Below are 18,465 nucleotides of genomic sequence, written 5' to 3'. Positions count from 1 at the left end.
CCCAGCTCCTTTTGATTTATCTTTCTCAAACCTAAAACTGTTCAGCCATCATAACAGAAGCTAACCACTTCGGATAAAGGCAACCAGTAAAAGTGACGAAGATCTCGCGTTACCCTAGCAGCAACGCGCCTTATCAGGTAACATCAAAAACCCTTTACACTTTACGGAAGTCAGATCCTAACTATGTCTCAAGTCGCGAACAAATTATTGGTGACCTGTGCGTTACCTTATGCTAACGGTCCAATTCATCTCGGTCATATTCTGGAACACATTCAGGCTGATATTTGGGTTCGTTATCATCGAATGCGCGGCAAAGAGGTTCACTTTGTCTGTGCCGACGATGCCCACGGTACACCAATTATGCTGAAAGCCCAGCAAAGTGGTATTTCTCCAGAAGAGATGATTGCCAAGGTGAGCCTAGAGCATCAGCAGGATTTTGCTGGTTTTGCCATCAGCTATGATAATTACCACTCTACGCACAGCGAAGAGAACAAAGCACTTGCCTCCAAAATTTATCTGGAACTGAAAAAGAACGGTTACATTAAAAACCGGACGATTTCTCAATTATTTGATCCCGAAAAAAGTATGTTCTTGCCAGACCGTTTCGTCAAAGGCTCCTGCCCGAAATGTAAGGCAGAAGATCAGTACGGCGATAACTGTGAAGTCTGCGGAACCACCTATTCCCCAACGGAATTGCTTAATCCTCGTTCTGTTGTCTCTGGAGCAACGCCAGAAATGCGTGACACAGAGCATTTCTTTTTCGATCTACCTGCTTTCAGCGATATGCTGCAAAAATGGATACGTTCCGGCACCTTGCAGGAACAAGTGGCTAATAAAATGCACGAGTGGTTCGAAGCGGGGTTGCAACAATGGGATATTACCCGTGATGCACCTTATTTTGGTTTTGAGATCCCTGATCAGCCAGGTAAATATTTCTATGTCTGGCTGGATGCCCCCATTGGCTATATGGGCTCGTTCCAAAATCTGTGTGATAAACGTGATGACCTGAATTTTGATGAGTTCTGGAAGAAAGATTCCAAAGCCGATCTCTACCATTTTATTGGCAAAGATATCGTTTATTTCCACAGTCTGTTCTGGCCTGCTATGTTGGAAGGCTGTAACTACCGTAAACCAACCAACCTGTTTGTCCACGGTTATATCACGGTTAACGGCACTAAGATGTCCAAGTCCCGTGGCACCTTCATCAAGGCCAGTACTTATCTGAAACACCTTGATGCAGACTGCCTGCGCTATTACTACGCGGCAAAACTCTCTTCCCGCATTGACGATATTGATTTGAATCTGGAAGATTTTGTTCAGCGTGTAAACAGCGATATCGTTAATAAAGTGGTTAATCTTGCTTCACGCAATGCAGGCTTTATCAACAAGCGCTTTGGGGGCAAACTGGCGGAGCAACTCGCTGATCCTGTGCTATACCAGAAATTTGTCGATGCTGCACAAAGTATTGCAGAAGACTTTACCAACCGTGAATTCGGCAAGGCAATCCGTGAAATGATGGCACTGGCCGATCTGGCTAACCGCTATGTTGATGAGCAAGCACCGTGGGTTGTGGCAAAACAAGAAGGCCGTGATGCTGATCTGCAAGCAATCTGTTCAATGGGGATTAACCTGTTCCGCGTGCTGATGACTTACCTGAAACCTGTACTTCCGGCTTTGGCCGCACGAGCAGAAGCCTTCCTGAATACTGAATTGACCTGGGATGGCATTCAGCAACCTCTGTTAAACCATGCTGTTTCACCATTCAAGGCGCTGTTCAACCGCATTGAAATGACGAAAATTGAAGCAATGGTCGCTGATTCGAAAGAGAGCATCGAACCACAACAAACCGTAACAGGCCCACTGGCAGATGATCCCATTCAGGACATCATTGCATTTGATGACTTTGCCAAGGTTGACCTGAGAATCGCACTGATCAAACAGGCTGATTTTGTTGAAGGTTCAGATAAGTTACTGAAACTCACGCTTGATCTCGGAGGTGAAACTCGCCAAGTCTTCTCTGGTATTCGCTCAGCCTATCCTGATCCCAAGGCGCTGGAAAATCGCCTGACAGTGATGGTTGCTAACCTTGCACCACGCAAGATGCGCTTCGGTGTTTCAGAAGGTATGGTGATGGCGGCAGGCCCTGGTGGAAAAGATATTTTCCTGCTAAGCCCTGATAGTGGCGCCCAGCCAGGTATGCTGGTTAAATGATCGTTGCATATTTTTGACAGATATTATTAATTAGATAACAAAGCGGGTTCCAAAAAGGGCCCGCTTTTTAATGTGATGTATGGCACATTTATAATGTTAGTCGTATGATAAAACCCTCGTTATATTGAGGAATTATTGATTATGTCTTTCCAAAATGTGCTGATAATAGGTTGGCAATACCTGCGCGCATTCGCGCTGCTTTATTTGTGCCTGATCGCGGGGAATATCATTTCGGCACAACTTCCTTTCTCTCTCCCCGGTAGTATTATTGGCCTACTTCTCTTGTTTGGCTTACTCGCATCCCAAATTATTCCCTCACACTGGGTAAAGCCAGGCTGTAGCCTGTTGATGAAAAACATGACACTGCTCTTTTTGCCCATTGGAGTGGGGATCATGGATTATTACCCACAGCTTAGCCAACAAATGCTCCCTATTCTGCTTTCTTGTATCGTTAGCACAGTGATTGTAATGGTCGTTGTTGCCTACAGTTCCCACTATATTCATCGTGAACGTATCATTATTGGTGCACAACAAATGGATACCAGCCCAACGAATACTGCGCAGCAAGAACACACCTCAACTCAATTCATCTCAACACCCACAAATCCATCACAACAGTTATCACAAGAACCGGAAGAGAAAGAAAAATGTTAAGTCATATTTGGTGGTCACTACCGTTAACCCTGATTGTATTTTACTGCGCTAAAAAGCTATCCGTGCGACTCAAATTGCCTATATTTAATCCGTTATTGATATCAATGGCCGTTATCATCCCCCTGCTGTTGCTGTCACATACACCATACGAACACTATTTTACCGGCAGCCGGATACTGAACGATTTGCTGCAACCTGCTGTTGTTGCCCTGGCCTTTCCGCTGTATGAACAGCTACATCAAATCCGTGCCCAGTGGAAATCTATTATTAGCATCTGTTTTGTGGGCAGCATTGTCGCAATGGTTACGGGGACTGCCATCGCATTATGGGCAGGTGCCACGCCTGAAATTGCGGCCTCTGTTCTCCCCAAATCCGTGACAACCCCAATTGCTATGGCTGTGGCCGATTCTATTGGCGGTATTCCTGCTATTAGCGCAGCTTGTGTCATTATGGTCGGTATTTTGGGGGCTATCTTTGGTCACAATCTATTTAACGCCCTGAAAATAAAAACCCAGGCGGCACGAGGGTTGGCAATGGGTACAGCATCTCATGCGGTGGGAACGGCTCGCTGTGCGGAAATGGATCATGTTGAAGGGGCATACAGCTCACTGGCCTTAATGACCTGCGGCATTATTACCTCACTGATTGCACCTTTTCTATTTCCAGTATTGCTGCATCTGTTTGGCTAATCATTTTATGGTTTTACTGGTTACGAAAACGTAGCAACAAAGTAAACAAATACTACAAAATAGTAAAAATTTGATATAGATTAATAAAATAATGTATTTATTACACGAATTTCATTAATTATATGCTATTTATCACATTGCAAACCTGAACAGACGTCCTAGAATGACCTTCAATTAATTTGGAGATCATTCTATGCAAGTTCGTTTTCACGCTATTTGGTCAGAAATCACACCTGAACTACAAAAAGCCCTATTACCTTATATTGGCAACGACGATTTTCCAGCCATGCTGACAGCAGAGCAAGCGGAATCAATTAAACAGCTCTGCGGATTGGATGATCAGGCACTAGCGTTAGCCTTATTGCCACTTGCTACGGCTTATTCCTTTGCTCCTGTTTCCCATTTTTATGTTGGCGCAATTGCGCGGGGAGAAAGTGGTCATCTCTATTTCGGTGCCAATATGGAATTTGTTGACGTTCCATTACAACAAACTATCCACGCAGAACAATCGGCCATCACACACGCCTGGCTGCGTGGTGAGAAGAAGTTAGTTGCCATCACTGTCAATTATTCACCTTGTGGCCATTGCCGACAATTTATGAATGAACTGAATAGTGGAACACAATTGGAAGTTTGCCTCCCCAACCGTCCCGCATTAACTCTGGCCGATTACCTGCCAGAAGCCTTTGGCCCAAGCGATTTAGCTGACACACCATTGTTGCTGGATGAGGTTAATCACGGCTATCAGTTAGCTACCCGTGACGAATTGGTGCAGGCAGCATTGGATGCAGCGAACCGCAGTCATGCACCTTATAGCCAATCCCACGCAGGAATTGCCCTACAAGATGAACAAGGGAAAATTTATACCGGCCGTTATGCAGAAAATGCTGCATTCAATCCAAGCTTACCCCCATTACAGGCAGCACTGATTTTCATGAATATGTCAGGTGGCAATTGTCAATCCATCAAGCGAGCAGTCTTGGTGGAAGGTGAAAATAACCATTTATCACAATGGAATGCGACAGAATACACATTAACTGCTCTTGGTTGTACAAAAGCAGAACGGTATACATTTTGAAACATACATCATCCAATAACATTTTATTAGCGAATTCTGTATGTTATCTCTCATTTTTGCTCATGATAATCATATCTAAGTAACATTTACTGTACTTATTGTTTTTATCTTCTTAGGATCTATAGCCGATTTTGTTATTGATAAGTTCAAAGAGTAAGCATCATGGAACTGGAACACGAAAGTAAACGTCCTCTCTATATTCCCTACGCTGGTCCTATCTTGTTGGAATTCCCTCTGCTGAATAAAGGCAGTGCCTTTACAGAAGAAGAACGCAGTAATTTCAATTTACATGGCTTATTGCCGCAGGCCGTTGAAACAATAGAAGAACAGGCCGAACGCGCCTACCGTCAATATTGCGATTTCAAAAACGATATCGATAGACACATTTATTTAAGGAATATTCAGGACACCAACGAAACGCTGTTCTACCGCCTCCTTGATGCTCACTTAAGCGAAATGATGCCTATTATCTACACGCCAACCGTTGGTGCTGCGTGTGAACACTTTTCTGATATTTATCGCCGTGCCCGTGGCTTGTTTATCTCCTACCCAAACCGGGCTTACATTGATGACATGCTGCAAAATGCCACCAAGCAAAATGTAAAAGTTATCGTTGTTACCGATGGTGAACGCATCCTTGGTCTGGGGGATCAGGGAATCGGAGGCATGGGTATTCCTATTGGAAAACTGTCGCTGTACACCTCCTGTGGCGGGATCAGCCCTGCTTATACCCTGCCTGTGGTTCTGGATGTAGGGACAAATAACCCACAACTCCTCAATGACCCACTGTATATGGGCTGGCGGCATCCACGCATTACTGGCAAAGAGTACGATGAATTTGTCGATGAATTTATTCAGGCCGTAAAACGTCGCTGGCCTAACGTACTGCTGCAATTTGAAGATTTTGCCCAGAACAACGCCATGCCACTGTTGAACCGCTATCGTGATGAGCTTTGCTGCTTCAACGATGACATCCAAGGCACCGCAGCCGTCGCTTTAGGTAGCCTGATTGCCGCCAGCCGTGCCGCAGGACGCCAATTGAAAGATCAAACCGTGACATTCCTCGGTGCTGGCTCAGCTGGCTGTGGTATTGCAGAGCAGATCATTGCTCAAATGAAATCTGAAGGATTGAGTGATGAACAAGCTCGTGCCCGTGTGTTTATGGTTGACCGCTTTGGCCTCCTCACTGACAAGCTGCCAAACTTACTGGATTTCCAAAGTGCATTGGTACAAAAAAGCTCCGCCTTGCAATCGTGGGATGTCACCAGCGATTCTCTCTCATTGATGGATGTGGTTCGCAACGCCAAGCCTACCGTTCTGATTGGTGTTTCTGGTCAATCAGGTCTGTTCAGCGAAGAGATCATTCGTGAAATGCACAAGCATTGTGAACGTCCCATCGTGATGCCTCTGTCTAACCCAACATCACGTGTGGAAGCTCGCCCGGAAGACATCATCAATTGGACAGAAGGCAAAGCATTGGTCGCTACAGGAAGCCCGTTTGCACCCGTAAAATATGACGGTCAGGAATATCCAATTGCACAATGCAACAACTCCTATATCTTCCCAGGGATCGGCTTAGGTGTTATCGCTGCTGGCGCCAAACGTGTTACCGATGATATGTTGATGGCTGCCAGCCGCGCATTAGCGGATCGTTCACCGCTGGCGCAAACAGGTTCTGGTCCATTGTTGCCACTGATTGATGACATCCAGGATGTTTCCCGCAAAATAGCCAAAGAAGTGGCGAAAAAAGCCCAAATTCAAGGCGTAGCGATTGTTACATCGGAAGATGCGTTGGATGAAGCGATTGAGCGCAACTTCTGGAAACCAGAATATCGCGTCTATAAACGCACTTCATTCTGATATTGGTAATAAGCCTGCCAGTCATATTGGCAGGCTTGAAAAGTAATCAAATAATAATCTGGCCAGATAAATCATAAATAATTGCTTTATATTTTTTAAATTGAATCAGTTTAGTGCCGATATGATCCCCCAATACTTGCTTCAATATTTCAAGTCAAGTAGCCTTTACGGCATTGGTTCACCAGCACATATAAGGCAAATAAAAATCATGTGGAAGCGCTTGATTACTGGTTTCATTTTTATCATTGCTGTTCTTATTCTGGCAGCCATGATGCTTGACCGTTGGGTTAGCTGGAAAACCGCTCCTTACATTTTTGATGATGTCAGTCAACTGCCTGAGCGAGAAGTCGGTATGGTACTCGGCACATCCAAGTATTATAAGACCGGTACATATAACCAATATTATTTTTATCGTATCCAGGGAGCGGTTAATGCTTACAACAGCGGTAAAGTCAAATACCTGCTATTGAGCGGAGATAATGCCCAGCATAGTTATAATGAGCCAATTACCATGCGGAAAGATTTGATCAAGGCAGGAATTCCAGCCAGTAACATTGTGATGGATTTTGCCGGTTTTAGAACATTGGACTCAGTTGTCAGAACCCGCAAGGTATTTGATACCAACGATTTTACTATCATCACTCAACGCTTCCACTGCGAACGAGCCCTGTTTATCGCTATGCATTTTGGTATAGAAGCGCAATGTTATGTGGTTCCCTCCCCCAAAAATATGATGACAATCCGTATCAGGGAAGTATTGGCTCGTCTTGGCGCCTTGACTGATCTCTATATTTTAAAACGTGAACCTCGCTTTTTAGGCCCATTATTGCCTATCCCTGCACCACATACCGTACCAACAGGAATTCAAGGCTACCCTGCGGTATCACCAGAGGAATTACAGGAATTAGATAAGAAGTCACAAAAGAAATAAGAATGGATAAAAGTTGCAGTTTGCCGACAAAACTAAAACTGCAACCTATTAACCTCTTAAAATCTCTCAGAGATAAAATGGTTGGCAAAGCGCTTCCACTAAACCCTACCAGCCAATTTTGCTGTTAAGCTACGCCAGAGCTTTTCCATCGGTCCCTGAGAATAACGTTGCAACCACCAGCAAGCAAACCAAATATTCAATGCCCAGATAAAGGGAATAAATGCCATTAACTCCAAACGGCTAAACTGTCCAAATAACTCAAAACGATAAAAAAGTGTGGTACAAATCAGTGTTTGTAACAAGTAGCTGCTCAGTGCCATTTTCCCGACCTGCCGGAGCCAAAACGTGATTTTCCAACGCGAAATGGCAGGCCAAAATCCATAAATCGATGCGATATACGCCAATGCCAGCAACGGTGTTGCCAATTCGGTGATGGTGTAGCGGACTGTCCAGGATGCAAAATAGCTGTAGGGATATAAATATTGTATCGACAAAGCAATCCCCTGAACCACCATACCAACAGGGATCAGACATAATGCCAATCGGCGGTAATGTTTACGGCTAAACTCTCCTTTCAACCAACCATTACGCAGTAACATAGTGCCACAAAGCATGACTCCCATTATTTGCCAGCCATATTGCACAATCACCACAATCATCGCGCCGCTTATCTGACGAATACGGTATTCTATGGCCAATAATCCACCATACATTTTCCAGTAGCTTTCATAAGAAATATCTTCCGGTGTAGGCTGCCAAAATGCATTATTTTCCCCTAAGGGAAAGAGTCCTAGCAGGTAAAACATCATTACGCCGAATAAATAGAAAGTCGCCGCTGTACCAAACAACTTTTGACGAGTATTGATAAAACGCCATGCCAATAAGCCAACAACGCCATATGACAACAAAATGTCGCCATCCCATAGCAACACACCATGCAACAAACCAATAACAGCCAAAACCAGTAACCGGGAAATATTCCAATCACGTCCCCGCTGCCGAAGCAATTCGAGTGATGCCCCGAACAACAGCGTCAAGATGAACAGGAATTTTCCCTGAGTAAAAGTATTCAATACAGACCATGTCATTACATCAGAGAACGAGACTGAATCTTTATAAAACAAATTCATAGAGGCTGCATATGGCAAAGCAAAACTGGAAATGTTCAGCAACAATATTCCCAAAATGGCAAAACCACGCACACTATCAAGTATCTCAATTCTCTGACACATTACCCCATTACAACTGTGTTTCATGATAATAAGAGTTCATCATGACAAATGCAGGTGACGCACAGCACGCAGGAATTCCTGTCGTGTATTCTGGCTGGTTTTAAATAACCCTCCCAGAGAAGTCGTCGTTGTGGTACTGGTCGCATCGCGAATACCACGCGCTTTCACGCAATAATGGACAGCATCAATGGAAACAGCGACATTGTTTGTGCCAAGCAGGGTTTGTAGTGCAATCAGGATCTGCTGTGTTAAGCGCTCCTGCACTTGTGGACGTTGCGCAAAAAACTGGACAATGCGGTTAATCTTCGACAAACCAATAACTTTATCCTTAGGGATATAAGCAACCGTGGCTTTGCCATCAATAGTGACAAAATGGTGTTCACAAGTGCTGGTCATCGTAATATCACGCACTGTCACCATTTCATCTACTTTCATTTTATTTTCTATCAGCGTAATTTTCGGGAAATTGTTATAGTCCAACCCTGAGAATATCTCATCCACATACATTTTCGCGATACGACCGGGCGTATCTGCCAAACTGTCATCACTCAAATCGAGATTTAACAGCTTCATAATTTCTGTCATGTGTTCCTCAATGCGTACTTTACGCACCTCTGGCTCCAAAGTTTGTCCACGCAGTGGGGTTTCAAGACCACGGTCAACCAGTGCCGAATGCACTAGCGCAGCTTCTGTACTTAGGGATGACATCAGTTTCTCCAAGGTAAATATTTCCGTTACTTGACGGGAAATCAGGATGCTTATTTTACGCAGATATCAGCGAATGTAATACCACACAATATCGACTTTATTTATCTTGTTCTACGCATATATCGCATGCACGAATAAGCGCATAACTATACCTGTATATCATCAATGCACCAAATCAGGATGGCTCACGATGAGGATTGGTGCGATAAAATACCAGTAAACCAGCAATGAGCAACCCAATAAATGCGATATACAAAGCAGGTTCCAGTTTGCCTGTAAGCCATGTCGAAATAGCGGATAACATTGGCCCGACCAATTGCCCCAGCGCATAGCCCGTGGTCAGCAATCCTGCCATATAACGGGCATGATTGGGCGCCAATTCACGGCCATACTGCAAAGCAAGCTGAACGACACACATAAATCCACCTCCTACCAGCAATGCCCCAATCATCAAACCACCAATGCCCGGCAACATTTCCGCAATCAGGATGCCTAGTGCCTGAAGCCATAACGTCACCGCCAGACGAATTGGGGATGTTGAGACATTACGTAACAAAATTCCTAACATAATGCCAATGACCGAAGCTCCGCCAAATATTGGCCAAACAAACTGGGCAAACAAGCTATCAGGAAAACGCGCTGTCGCCATTTGGGAAAGAAACGTCGCAGGTAAAATATAGCCAAATCCCGCCAGACTATAACACCACACCAATCGCTTGATTTCCGGTGTCAGGCTCAGTGTTTGGATTGACGTCTGCGGACGGTGCAATTCACCGCTGCGGGGTAGATAACGACTGACATAAATACTGAATAACAGCGCAAAAATACCATATAACATCCACGCACTGGCTGCACTCATCTGCCAGGACTGGATCCCAATTGCTACCATGCCACTAATAAAAATCCCCACCCCTGTCCCGGAGAAAACGGCTGCACCCAACCCAGGACGATTCAATTTTGACAATTCATCATTCGTCCATGCGGCCACTAATACCAACGCCCAACCACTTGCCCAGCCAATAAAAAAACGGGCGATACTGTGCAATATCGGTCCATCCAACAATGCGGAAAGCAGGGTGATAATGACGGCTCCCCACAAACCGCTCCACAAACGGTATTCCACAAAACGTTGCGCCCGCATAGCATCATAAGAACCCGCCAGATAGCCGAGGTAATTGAATGCTGCGACTATCCCCGCGCTCGTTAATGTGAGTTGTGACTCAGCGATCATCAATGGAACTTGTGGGGTGAAAGTGAAGCGTCCTATTCCCATTGCAACAACCAAAGCGAGGAAACCGCTTAATGCAATCTGAAAAGCTTGATAGTTACGACTACGTAATGTAATAGATTGATTTTCCATAGTAATTAAGTGTTAATGAAATTAATTGGCTTTGTGGATATGATAAATCTATAACAAATCATGAATATGATATACATCTTTTATTAACAAACTTCGTCTCTGTGGCAGTCACTATCGCCTGTCATTCCCCATCAATGCAATCTTTGCCATAATGCGTTCAATACAAGAATAAACACGCGCCCGCAATTGGCGGCATATAGGGAGTTTTTATGGATCATTGTCATACCTCAGACTTAATCTCACTTGAGCAAGCACTAGAAAAATTACTGGCACACACCATTCCCCTCACTGCGACGCCTTTGACCACGACAGAAACCATTAACCTGACCGAATCTGCGGGCAGAATTACCGCTACGGATATCATTTCCCCGATCAACGTACCCTCGTTTGATAACTCAGCAATGGATGGTTATGCCATTCGCCTGGTAGATCTTAACGAAAACCAAACCTTGCCAGTGGCAGGCAAGGCGCTCGCTGGTATGCCGTTTCAGCAGGAATGGCCGAATGGCAGTTGCATCCGCATTATGACCGGTGCTCCCATTCCTTCTGGCGCTGATGCCGTTGTTATGCAAGAACAAACGGAGGTTACCGAAACAGGAATTCGCTTCACCCATCCGGTAAAACCGGGGCAGAACATTCGCACCATTGGGGAAGATATCAGTCAAAATGCAGTGGTATTGCCAAAAGGGATCAAACTCTCCACAGCACAATTACCGCTGATTGCTTCGCTAGGAATTGCAACGGTTGATATTGTTCGCAAACTGAAAGTGGCCATTTTTTCTACCGGTGACGAGTTACAAGCCATCGGTGAACCCTTACAGGCAGGCCAAATTTACGATACCAACCGATTTGCTATTCGCCTGATGCTGGAAAAACTGGATTGTGAAATCATCGATCTTGGCGTAATCCGCGATGAACCTGATGCATTGCGTCAGGCCTTTATTGAAGCAGATAAACAAGCTGATTTAGTGATCAGCAGCGGTGGCGTTTCTGTTGGTGAAGCGGATTACACCAAACAGATTTTAGAGGAAGCAGGAAAAATCAGTTTTTGGAAACTCGCCATCAAACCGGGTAAACCTTTCGCCTTTGGAAAATTGGAAAATGCCTGGTTCTGCGGCCTGCCAGGTAACCCTGTGTCTGCCGTGCTCACGTTCTACCAATTGGTACAACCGTTGATTGCCCATCTAGCGGGTTTTTCTGCATGGCAACCACCTATGCGTCTCACGGCCAAGACGACAACACCTTTGAAAAAATCCCCTGGCAGATTGGATTTCCAACGTGGTATTGCTTCACTTAATGAACAAGGTGAATTAGAGGTACAAACTACAGGGCATCAAGGCTCCCATATCTTTAGTTCATATAGCCTCGGCAACTGTTTTATTGTGTTGGAACGGGAACGTGGGCATGTTACTGCTGGTGAAACGGTACAAATCGAGTTTTTTAACTATTTATTGAAATAACCAGTAATTGAAAAACTAATATACCAATCTAACTTCAAGATGCGTGTGATTTCATAGCGTGTTGTAAATGTAACTTGAAGTTTAATGCGTATAATTAAGAAGATATGAAACATGGCAGTCGAACTTACTGATAAAGAAACGTTGCGTTATAACCGACAAATTGTCTTACGTGGTTTCGATTTCGACGGACAGGAAAAATTAAAATCAGCCGAGGTGTTGATAGTGGGAGCTGGAGGGCTGGGTTGCGCCGCTTCCCAATATCTTGCGGCGGCGGGTATTGGGACAATGACCCTGCTGGATTTTGACACGGTTTCCCTTTCCAATCTGCAACGGCAAATCCTCCATCGTGATGAGCGTATTGGTATGGCAAAAGTGCATTCCGCGGCACTGACCCTACGGGAGATCAATCCACACATCACTATCAATCCCATTGAAGGACTGTTGGATGATCCGGCGTTAGATGAATTAATCAGCCAACATGAAATTGTGCTCGACTGTACAGATAATGTTGCCATTCGTGAACAACTCAATCGTCTGTGTTATGGCCATAAAATAGCATTGGTTTCGGGTGCTGCGATCCGCATGGAAGGCCAGCTTTCCGTCTTTACTTACCAACCGGAAACACCCTGTTACCGTTGCCTGAGCCGTTTATTTGGCGAAAACAGCCTGACTTGTGTTGAAGCAGGTGTTATGGCGCCATTGGTAGGAACTGTCGGTTCATTGCAGGCAATGGAAACAATTAAGCTATTGACTCAATATGGGCAAACCTGTCATGGCAAGGTATTACTTTTCGATGCAATGACAATGCAATTTCGCCAAATAACATTGCTGCAAGATCCCTTATGTGAAGTTTGCCAGTCGCCATAAATATATCGTTGGAAACTTATTATGATAAAAAAACATCCAGCCCAATTGAGCTGGATGTTTCTCTATTAATATCAAAGGCTTACTCGTCAATACCCTGACTTCTCAGATACTCATCATAAGTACCTTTAAAATCAATAACCTTGTCAGATTTAATTTCCAAAACACGGCTAGCCAGAGAGCTAACAAAGGCACGGTCATGGGAGACGAAAATCAGTGTTCCCTGGTAGAGTTCCAGCGCAAGGTTCAAAGATTCGATAGATTCCATATCCAGGTGGTTAGTCGGTTCATCCATCACCAGAATGTTAGGTTTCTGCATCATCAGCTTGCCAAACAGCATCCGGCCTTGCTCACCACCGGAAAGCACACCCACTTTCTTCTTGATATCATCCTGCCCAAACAACAAGCGACCAAGAATACTGCGTACTGCCTGCTCATCATCGCCTTCGCGCTTCCATTGGCTCATCCACTCAAACACCGTCATATCACAGTTAAAATCACTGGCATGATCCTGCGCATAGTAACCAATCGTGCTATTTTCAGACCATTTAATGGTGCCGCTATTTGGCGTTTCCTCACCAATCAGCGTCTTCAGAAGAGTCGTTTTACCAATACCATTTTCACCGATTACCGCCATCTTTTCGCCGACTTCCATCAGCAGATTTAGATTTTTAAACAGTGGTCCGTTATCGTATCCCTTAGTTAATCCCTCCAATTCCAGCGCATTGCGGAACAGTTTTTTCTCTTGTTCAAAGCGGATATAAGGATTCTGACGGCTGGAAGCCTTCACCTCTTCCAACTGGATCTTGTCAATCTGACGGGCGCGGGAAGTCGCCTGTTTAGACTTGGAAGCATTAGCACTAAAACGGCTAACGAATGCCTGTAAGTCAGCAATCTGTGCCTTTTTCTTGGCATTATCGGCCAACAGACGTTCACGAGCTTGCGTTGCTGCAATCATGTACTCATCATAGTTGCCAGGGAACAGACGCAGCTCGCCATAGTCCAGATCGGCCATATGTGTACATACCGTATTCAGGAAATGACGGTCATGGGAAATGATGATCATGGTGCTGTTACGTTCGTTGAGCACTTGCTCCAACCAACGGATAGTATCGATATCCAGGTTGTTGGTTGGCTCATCAAGCAGCAGGACGTCAGGATCGGAAAACAAAGCTTGTGCCAGCAATACACGCAATTTCCAGCCCGGTGCTACTGCACTCATCAAGCCATAATGCTGCTCAACAGGAATGCCGACACCCAACAACAATTCGCCAGCACGCGCTTCTGCACTGTAACCATCCATTTCACCATAAGCGACTTCCAGATCCGCGACACGATAACCATCTTCTTCGCTCATTTCCGCCATCGCATAAATACGGTCACGTTCCTGTTTGACCTCCCACAGCTCCTTATGCCCCATGATGACGGTATCCAGCACGGTATATTCTTCGAAAGCAAACTGATCCTGACGCAACTTACCCAAACGTTCATTAGGATCAAGGCTGACATTACCGGAAGTTGGGGTTAAATCTCGGCCCAGGATTTTCATGAAAGTAGATTTACCTGCTCCATTCGCACCAATCAAACCATAGCGGTTACCGTTGCCGAATTTGACAGAAATATTTTCAAACAGTGGCTTACTGCCAAACTGCATAGTGATGTTGTTTGTACTTAACACAACTGTTGCTCTTAAAGTGGATAAAAGGGAATGATAAAACCGATAGTCGCGCATTATGCCACAATAGAAGAAAAGTATCGCCAGAATGCGTTGCCCACTTTTAAGATCAGGACAGCACCTAAAATAACACGCTGAATATTAACCACTTTTATATAAAAGAAACTAATCTGTTGAACAGAGAAATATAGAATAGAAAACGGTACTGTTATAAACTTTCCTCTATATTCTACAAATCAACAATTTGATATATCGGAAAAACACAATGCAAAAAGTAAGATGGGGCATTATAGGTTGTGGTGATGTAACAGAAGTAAAAAGTGGTCCAGCTTTTTATAAATTGGAGAATTCAGAATTAGTCGCCGTCATGCGTCGCAATGCGGATTTAGCCAAAGATTTTGCCGAACGGCATAATATCCGAAAATGGTATTCGGATGCTGAATCTTTGATTAATGATCCGGAAGTTGATGCTGTTTATATTGCTACCCCACCTTCTACCCATAAAAAATATACTATCTTAGCAGCACAAGCTGGCAAAAGTGTTTATGTCGAAAAACCCATGGCATTAACATTTGAAGAATGCAACGAAATGATTGCTATCTGCCGATTTCAAAAAGTTCCTTTGTTCGTCGCTTATTACCGCAGAGCACTACCGAGGTTTATTAAAATAAAAGAATTAATTGATTCTGGAGTAATTGGTACGCCACGGATAGTCAATTGCATGCAATTCAGGGAAATGGCGGCTATCTATCAAGATCCTGATAATTTACCCTGGTCTGTGAAACCAGAAATATCTGGTGGTGGCTTATTTGTTGATTTAGCGTGCCATACACTCGATATATTGGATTTCCTGCTGGGTAAAATTATCTCAGTCAAAGGACATGCCAATTCACAGGCAAAAGCCTATCCCGCCGAAGACTGCGTTTCCATGTCATTTATGTTCGAGAATCATGTTCAGGGAGCTGGTATTTGGAATTTTGTCGCCAGTTCTCGCGAAGATAAAGTTGAAATTATCGGCACAAGAGGCAAAATCGTTTTTGCCACATTTGGTGATTCCCCCATTTCATACTATGACGAAAATAACCAACTACACCAATATCATTTCGAAAATCCAAAACATATCCAAATGCCATTCATTCAGACAGTGATTAATAACCTACAAGGAAATGGCGATTGTCCCTCCACGGGTGAATCTGCCGCCCGCACCAGTTGTGTTATTGATGAAGTATTAAAAGAGTATCGGGCTGCTGCAAATATTATTTCCTAATAAGTTTGGTGTTACTGTTTAAAAACATGAAGAGTAAAATAACCATCAAAGTATAACCTTTGATGGTTTCAATATATTATTTTTGTTCACAAGGTCATTGCCATCGTTCTGCTGACTTCTTGATACCCTTCCCTGATATAAAAGCGTATCGCATCAAAATTCTGGGATAATACACTCAGTTCAAGGTGTGAATAATGATTTTCTTGCGCCCACTTTTTCATACCAGCCAGTAACTTCTGACCAACTCCAAGATTTCTGGCATCCTGACTTACCATCAAGTCAAAAACATAACCATAAGTTCTTGGTACCAAGCAATTGAAGGAAGGTGTCTTTTCCTCCTGGGCAATAGCAAAACCCTTAATATTGTCATTCCCATCTTCCGCAACCAGTAAATGAAACTTATCGTTATTGATATTGGAACCAGCTCCACTTCCAGTGAGGTCTGTCTAAGTAAAATAATTTTTATAAACTATAACAAAATCAGTGTGATCTATTATTTTTACGTCTAGTTTAGTCTGTTGCAATCAATATGCAGTGAGGGGCATAATCTGGGGCACTTACCATTTGACTATTACTATTATTCGATTACAGAGATGCTCTAATAATGAAACTCACCGCCCGACAAGTTGAAACTGCAAAACCCAAAGAAAAAACCTACAAACTTGCCGATGGTGGCGGTCTCTATCTGGAGATCACGTCACAGCGGATCTAAATATTGGCGCATGAAGTACCACCGACCCACCGATAAAAAAGAAGACCGGATGGCGTTTGGTGTCTACCCGGCCGTGTCATTAGCCGAAGCTCGTGCTAAACGCGATGAAGCTAAAAAGCTGATGGCACAAGGCATTGATCCCAAAGCCGAGAAAAAAGAGACTCATGCTGGAGCGAAAAGGAAACATACCTTTGAAAAAGTTGCCCGTGACTGGCACGCTAGCAATAAACGTTGGAGTGAAGATCACAGCAACCGGATCATGCGTAGCCTTGAACATTATATTTTCCCCTGCATTGGCTCACGTGACATTACCACATTACGCACTAGCCAACTGTTAGCTCCAGTCAAAGCCATTGATGAACAAGGCAAGCATGATACCGCTCAACGTTTATGCCAACGCATCACGTCGATTATGCGATACGCCGTCCAGAATGACATTCTGGAATTCAATCCAGCTAACGACATGGCAGGCGCACTGACTACCGCAAAATGTCACCACCGCCCGGCTCTGGCCCATGAAGATTTACCTGATTTTCTGAGACGCTTATCTACCTACCGTGGACACTTAATATTCAAGATAGCCGTCGAACTGACACTATTAACATTTGTCCGCGCCAGCGAATTAAGATTCGCCCGCTGGCAGGAAATCGATCTTGAAAATGCCCTGTGGAAAATTCCTGCCACACGATCCCCCATCAATGGTGTTCCCTTTTCTGAACGCGGTATGAAAATGAAAACTGATCACATTGTGCCTTTAAGCCATCAAGCAACCCGGCTTATCAAAACCCTGCATAAACTGAGCGGTAACAGTGATGTGATGTTTCCCGGCGCTTACCATTCCACGAAAGTTATGGATGCAACAACTGTTAACAGAGTTTTACGCAACATAGGCTACGACACTCAAACCGAGGTATGTGGACACGGATTCCGCACAATGGCACGCGGGGCAATGGGCGAATCCGGCCTGTGGAGCGATGACGCCATCGAGCGCCAGCTGAGCCATATCGAACGAAACAGCGTTAGGGCAGCATATATCCACACCTCTAAACATCTGGATGAACGGCGGTTGATGATGCAGTGGTGGGCGGATTATCTGGACGCAAACCGGGAAAAACTCATCACACCGTATGACTTCGCCAAACCGCTGCGTGACAGAAAAAACCGATAATGCAACCTAAAAATTAATTCTCATCGGGAGAAAAAGAGTTAACGCCGTTCATTATGTCTTGTTTTTTCAATGATCCGCCTGTCTCCGCGATGAGCGCTCAAGGACTCGGTAACAGGAGAATAAAACATGACAATGGCAGTATTGAAAACCAGCCTGATCCGTCTGTCGGAAGTGCAACGCAGAACGGGTTACAGCAAAACGTGGATCTACAAATTGATTAGTGACGGCGCATTTCCACAACAAGTCAAAATTGGCTCGCGCTCCGTAGCCTTTATTGAAGCAGAAATTGATAACTGGATCGCGCAACATATCGCTGATATCACGGGTAGCATAACGCAGACAAGACTATGACATAAGAAACAGAATATAAAACACAACGCCCCGTAGTGCTCGCAACACATACAGGGCGCATAACCAACAACCGTTTAAGTAAGGTAAAAACGATGGCTGATACACAGTCTAACCAAACTCGCCCTAAATTTATATGTATTAGTCGTGACTTGAACTGACACTGGATCTTGAAAGATTGAGAGTTACCGGTTTTGATATGGGTGTCTAATCCTTATACAAAATACAAAATACGAGGTAACTCTCAT

The 18,465-nt window shown here is 44.3% G+C and carries 15 protein-coding genes and 1 pseudogene; 11 read left to right on the top strand and 5 right to left on the bottom strand.

Features of this window, described 5'->3' with window-relative positions; all coding sequences use genetic code 11:
- Positions 1–183: 183 nt before the first annotated feature.
- From metG to sanA, 6 genes are all read left to right on the top strand, one after another.
- The gene (gene metG, locus IQ209_RS14470; protein ID WP_193851954.1) at positions 184–2,211 is read left to right on the top strand and encodes a methionine--tRNA ligase; all 2,028 of its coding nucleotides are present in this window, start codon (positions 184–186) and stop codon (positions 2,209–2,211) included.
- Positions 2,212–2,352: 141 nt separating this feature from the next.
- Complete coding sequence (locus tag IQ209_RS14465; RefSeq protein ID WP_193851953.1) at positions 2,353–2,865, top strand: CidA/LrgA family protein; 513 nt, start codon at positions 2,353–2,355, stop codon at positions 2,863–2,865.
- Positions 2,859–3,554: a CidB/LrgB family autolysis modulator gene (locus tag IQ209_RS14460; RefSeq protein WP_193851952.1), complete on the top strand. Its 696-nt coding sequence runs from the start codon at positions 2,859–2,861 to the stop codon at positions 3,552–3,554. The genes IQ209_RS14465 and IQ209_RS14460 overlap by 7 nt, the downstream gene beginning before the upstream one ends.
- A gap of 193 nt (positions 3,555–3,747) precedes the next feature.
- Positions 3,748–4,632, top strand: coding sequence for a cytidine deaminase (cdd, locus tag IQ209_RS14455; protein WP_193851951.1), 885 nt, complete (start codon positions 3,748–3,750; stop codon positions 4,630–4,632).
- Positions 4,633–4,794: 162 nt separating this feature from the next.
- Entirely contained in the window at positions 4,795–6,492 is a 1,698-nt protein-coding gene (locus IQ209_RS14450; RefSeq protein ID WP_193851950.1) for an NAD-dependent malic enzyme, read from the top strand.
- A gap of 208 nt (positions 6,493–6,700) precedes the next feature.
- Positions 6,701–7,423 carry an outer membrane permeability protein SanA gene (gene sanA, locus IQ209_RS14445; protein ID WP_193851949.1) on the top strand — a complete coding sequence of 241 codons (723 nt, stop codon included), beginning with the start codon at positions 6,701–6,703 and terminating at the stop codon, positions 7,421–7,423.
- Positions 7,424–7,521: 98 nt separating this feature from the next.
- Here the strand turns inward: sanA and yeiB are convergent, their stop codons facing one another.
- From yeiB to IQ209_RS14430, 3 genes are all read right to left on the bottom strand, one after another.
- Positions 7,522–8,679 carry a DUF418 domain-containing protein YeiB gene (yeiB, locus tag IQ209_RS14440; protein ID WP_370588425.1) on the bottom strand — a complete coding sequence of 386 codons (1,158 nt, stop codon included), beginning with the start codon at positions 8,677–8,679 and terminating at the stop codon, positions 7,522–7,524.
- A gap of 15 nt (positions 8,680–8,694) precedes the next feature.
- Entirely contained in the window at positions 8,695–9,363 is a 669-nt protein-coding gene (folE, locus tag IQ209_RS14435) for a GTP cyclohydrolase I FolE (RefSeq protein WP_193851948.1), read from the bottom strand.
- A gap of 175 nt (positions 9,364–9,538) precedes the next feature.
- On the bottom strand, positions 9,539–10,723 hold the full coding sequence (locus IQ209_RS14430; protein ID WP_193851947.1) for a YbfB/YjiJ family MFS transporter: 1,185 nt from the start codon (positions 10,721–10,723) through the stop codon (positions 9,539–9,541).
- A gap of 209 nt (positions 10,724–10,932) precedes the next feature.
- Here IQ209_RS14430 and moeA point away from each other — a divergent pair, with 209 nt between their 5' ends.
- The gene (gene moeA, locus IQ209_RS14425) at positions 10,933–12,183 is read left to right on the top strand and encodes a molybdopterin molybdotransferase MoeA (RefSeq protein ID WP_193851946.1); all 1,251 of its coding nucleotides are present in this window, start codon (positions 10,933–10,935) and stop codon (positions 12,181–12,183) included.
- 111 nt (positions 12,184–12,294) lie between these two features.
- Positions 12,295–13,050 carry a molybdopterin-synthase adenylyltransferase MoeB gene (moeB, locus tag IQ209_RS14420; protein WP_193851945.1) on the top strand — a complete coding sequence of 252 codons (756 nt, stop codon included), beginning with the start codon at positions 12,295–12,297 and terminating at the stop codon, positions 13,048–13,050.
- Positions 13,051–13,129: 79 nt separating this feature from the next.
- On the opposite strand, the gene IQ209_RS14415 is transcribed toward moeB, so the two are convergent.
- A complete protein-coding gene (locus IQ209_RS14415; protein ID WP_193851944.1) occupies positions 13,130–14,725 on the bottom strand; it encodes an ABC-F family ATPase in 1,596 nt (531 codons plus the stop codon).
- Between the two features lie 262 nt (positions 14,726–14,987).
- Here IQ209_RS14415 and IQ209_RS14410 point away from each other — a divergent pair, with 262 nt between their 5' ends.
- The gene (locus IQ209_RS14410) at positions 14,988–15,989 is read left to right on the top strand and encodes a Gfo/Idh/MocA family protein (protein ID WP_193851943.1); all 1,002 of its coding nucleotides are present in this window, start codon (positions 14,988–14,990) and stop codon (positions 15,987–15,989) included.
- An 86-nt stretch (positions 15,990–16,075) separates the two neighbouring features.
- Here the strand turns inward: IQ209_RS14410 and IQ209_RS14405 are convergent, their stop codons facing one another.
- Positions 16,076–16,402 (bottom strand): GNAT family N-acetyltransferase, encoded by a 327-nt coding sequence (locus IQ209_RS14405; RefSeq protein WP_193851972.1) that lies wholly within the window; start codon positions 16,400–16,402, stop codon positions 16,076–16,078.
- Between the two features lie 191 nt (positions 16,403–16,593).
- On the opposite strand from IQ209_RS14405, the pseudogene IQ209_RS14400 reads away from it, so the two are divergent.
- Both IQ209_RS14400 and IQ209_RS14395 read left to right on the top strand, forming a co-directional pair.
- Positions 16,594–17,869, top strand: a pseudogene (locus IQ209_RS14400) (tyrosine-type recombinase/integrase).
- A gap of 126 nt (positions 17,870–17,995) precedes the next feature.
- Complete coding sequence (locus tag IQ209_RS14395) at positions 17,996–18,220, top strand: AlpA family transcriptional regulator (RefSeq protein ID WP_193851942.1); 225 nt, start codon at positions 17,996–17,998, stop codon at positions 18,218–18,220.
- The last annotated feature ends 245 nt before the right edge of the window (positions 18,221–18,465 follow it).

Origin of the sequence: Xenorhabdus sp. BG5 (assembly GCF_015163665.1) — a bacterium.
Taxonomy (GTDB): Bacteria; Pseudomonadota; Gammaproteobacteria; order Enterobacterales; family Enterobacteriaceae; genus Xenorhabdus.
The sequence above is the reverse complement of the archived record's forward strand: the minus strand, read 5'-3'. Positions and strand labels throughout refer to the sequence as shown.

Excerpts from the sequence above, each read along its gene's own strand:
- IQ209_RS14395 (WP_193851942.1), top strand. The coding sequence starts at position 17,996 with ATGACAATGGCAGTATTGAAAACCAGCCTGATCCGTCTGTCGGAAGTG.
- cdd (WP_193851951.1), top strand. The coding sequence starts at position 3,748 with ATGCAAGTTCGTTTTCACGCTATTTGGTCAGAAATCACACCTGAACTA.
- IQ209_RS14430 (WP_193851947.1), bottom strand. The coding sequence starts at position 10,723 with ATGGAAAATCAATCTATTACATTACGTAGTCGTAACTATCAAGCTTTT.
- yeiB (WP_370588425.1), bottom strand. The coding sequence starts at position 8,679 with ATGAAACACAGTTGTAATGGGGTAATGTGTCAGAGAATTGAGATACTT.
- sanA (WP_193851949.1), top strand. The coding sequence starts at position 6,701 with ATGTGGAAGCGCTTGATTACTGGTTTCATTTTTATCATTGCTGTTCTT.
- IQ209_RS14410 (WP_193851943.1), top strand. The coding sequence starts at position 14,988 with ATGCAAAAAGTAAGATGGGGCATTATAGGTTGTGGTGATGTAACAGAA.
- IQ209_RS14450 (WP_193851950.1), top strand. The coding sequence starts at position 4,795 with ATGGAACTGGAACACGAAAGTAAACGTCCTCTCTATATTCCCTACGCT.
- IQ209_RS14460 (WP_193851952.1), top strand. The coding sequence starts at position 2,859 with ATGTTAAGTCATATTTGGTGGTCACTACCGTTAACCCTGATTGTATTT.
- folE (WP_193851948.1), bottom strand. The coding sequence starts at position 9,363 with ATGTCATCCCTAAGTACAGAAGCTGCGCTAGTGCATTCGGCACTGGTT.
- moeB (WP_193851945.1), top strand. The coding sequence starts at position 12,295 with ATGGCAGTCGAACTTACTGATAAAGAAACGTTGCGTTATAACCGACAA.
- moeA (WP_193851946.1), top strand. The coding sequence starts at position 10,933 with ATGGATCATTGTCATACCTCAGACTTAATCTCACTTGAGCAAGCACTA.
- metG (WP_193851954.1), top strand. The coding sequence starts at position 184 with ATGTCTCAAGTCGCGAACAAATTATTGGTGACCTGTGCGTTACCTTAT.
- IQ209_RS14465 (WP_193851953.1), top strand. The coding sequence starts at position 2,353 with ATGTCTTTCCAAAATGTGCTGATAATAGGTTGGCAATACCTGCGCGCA.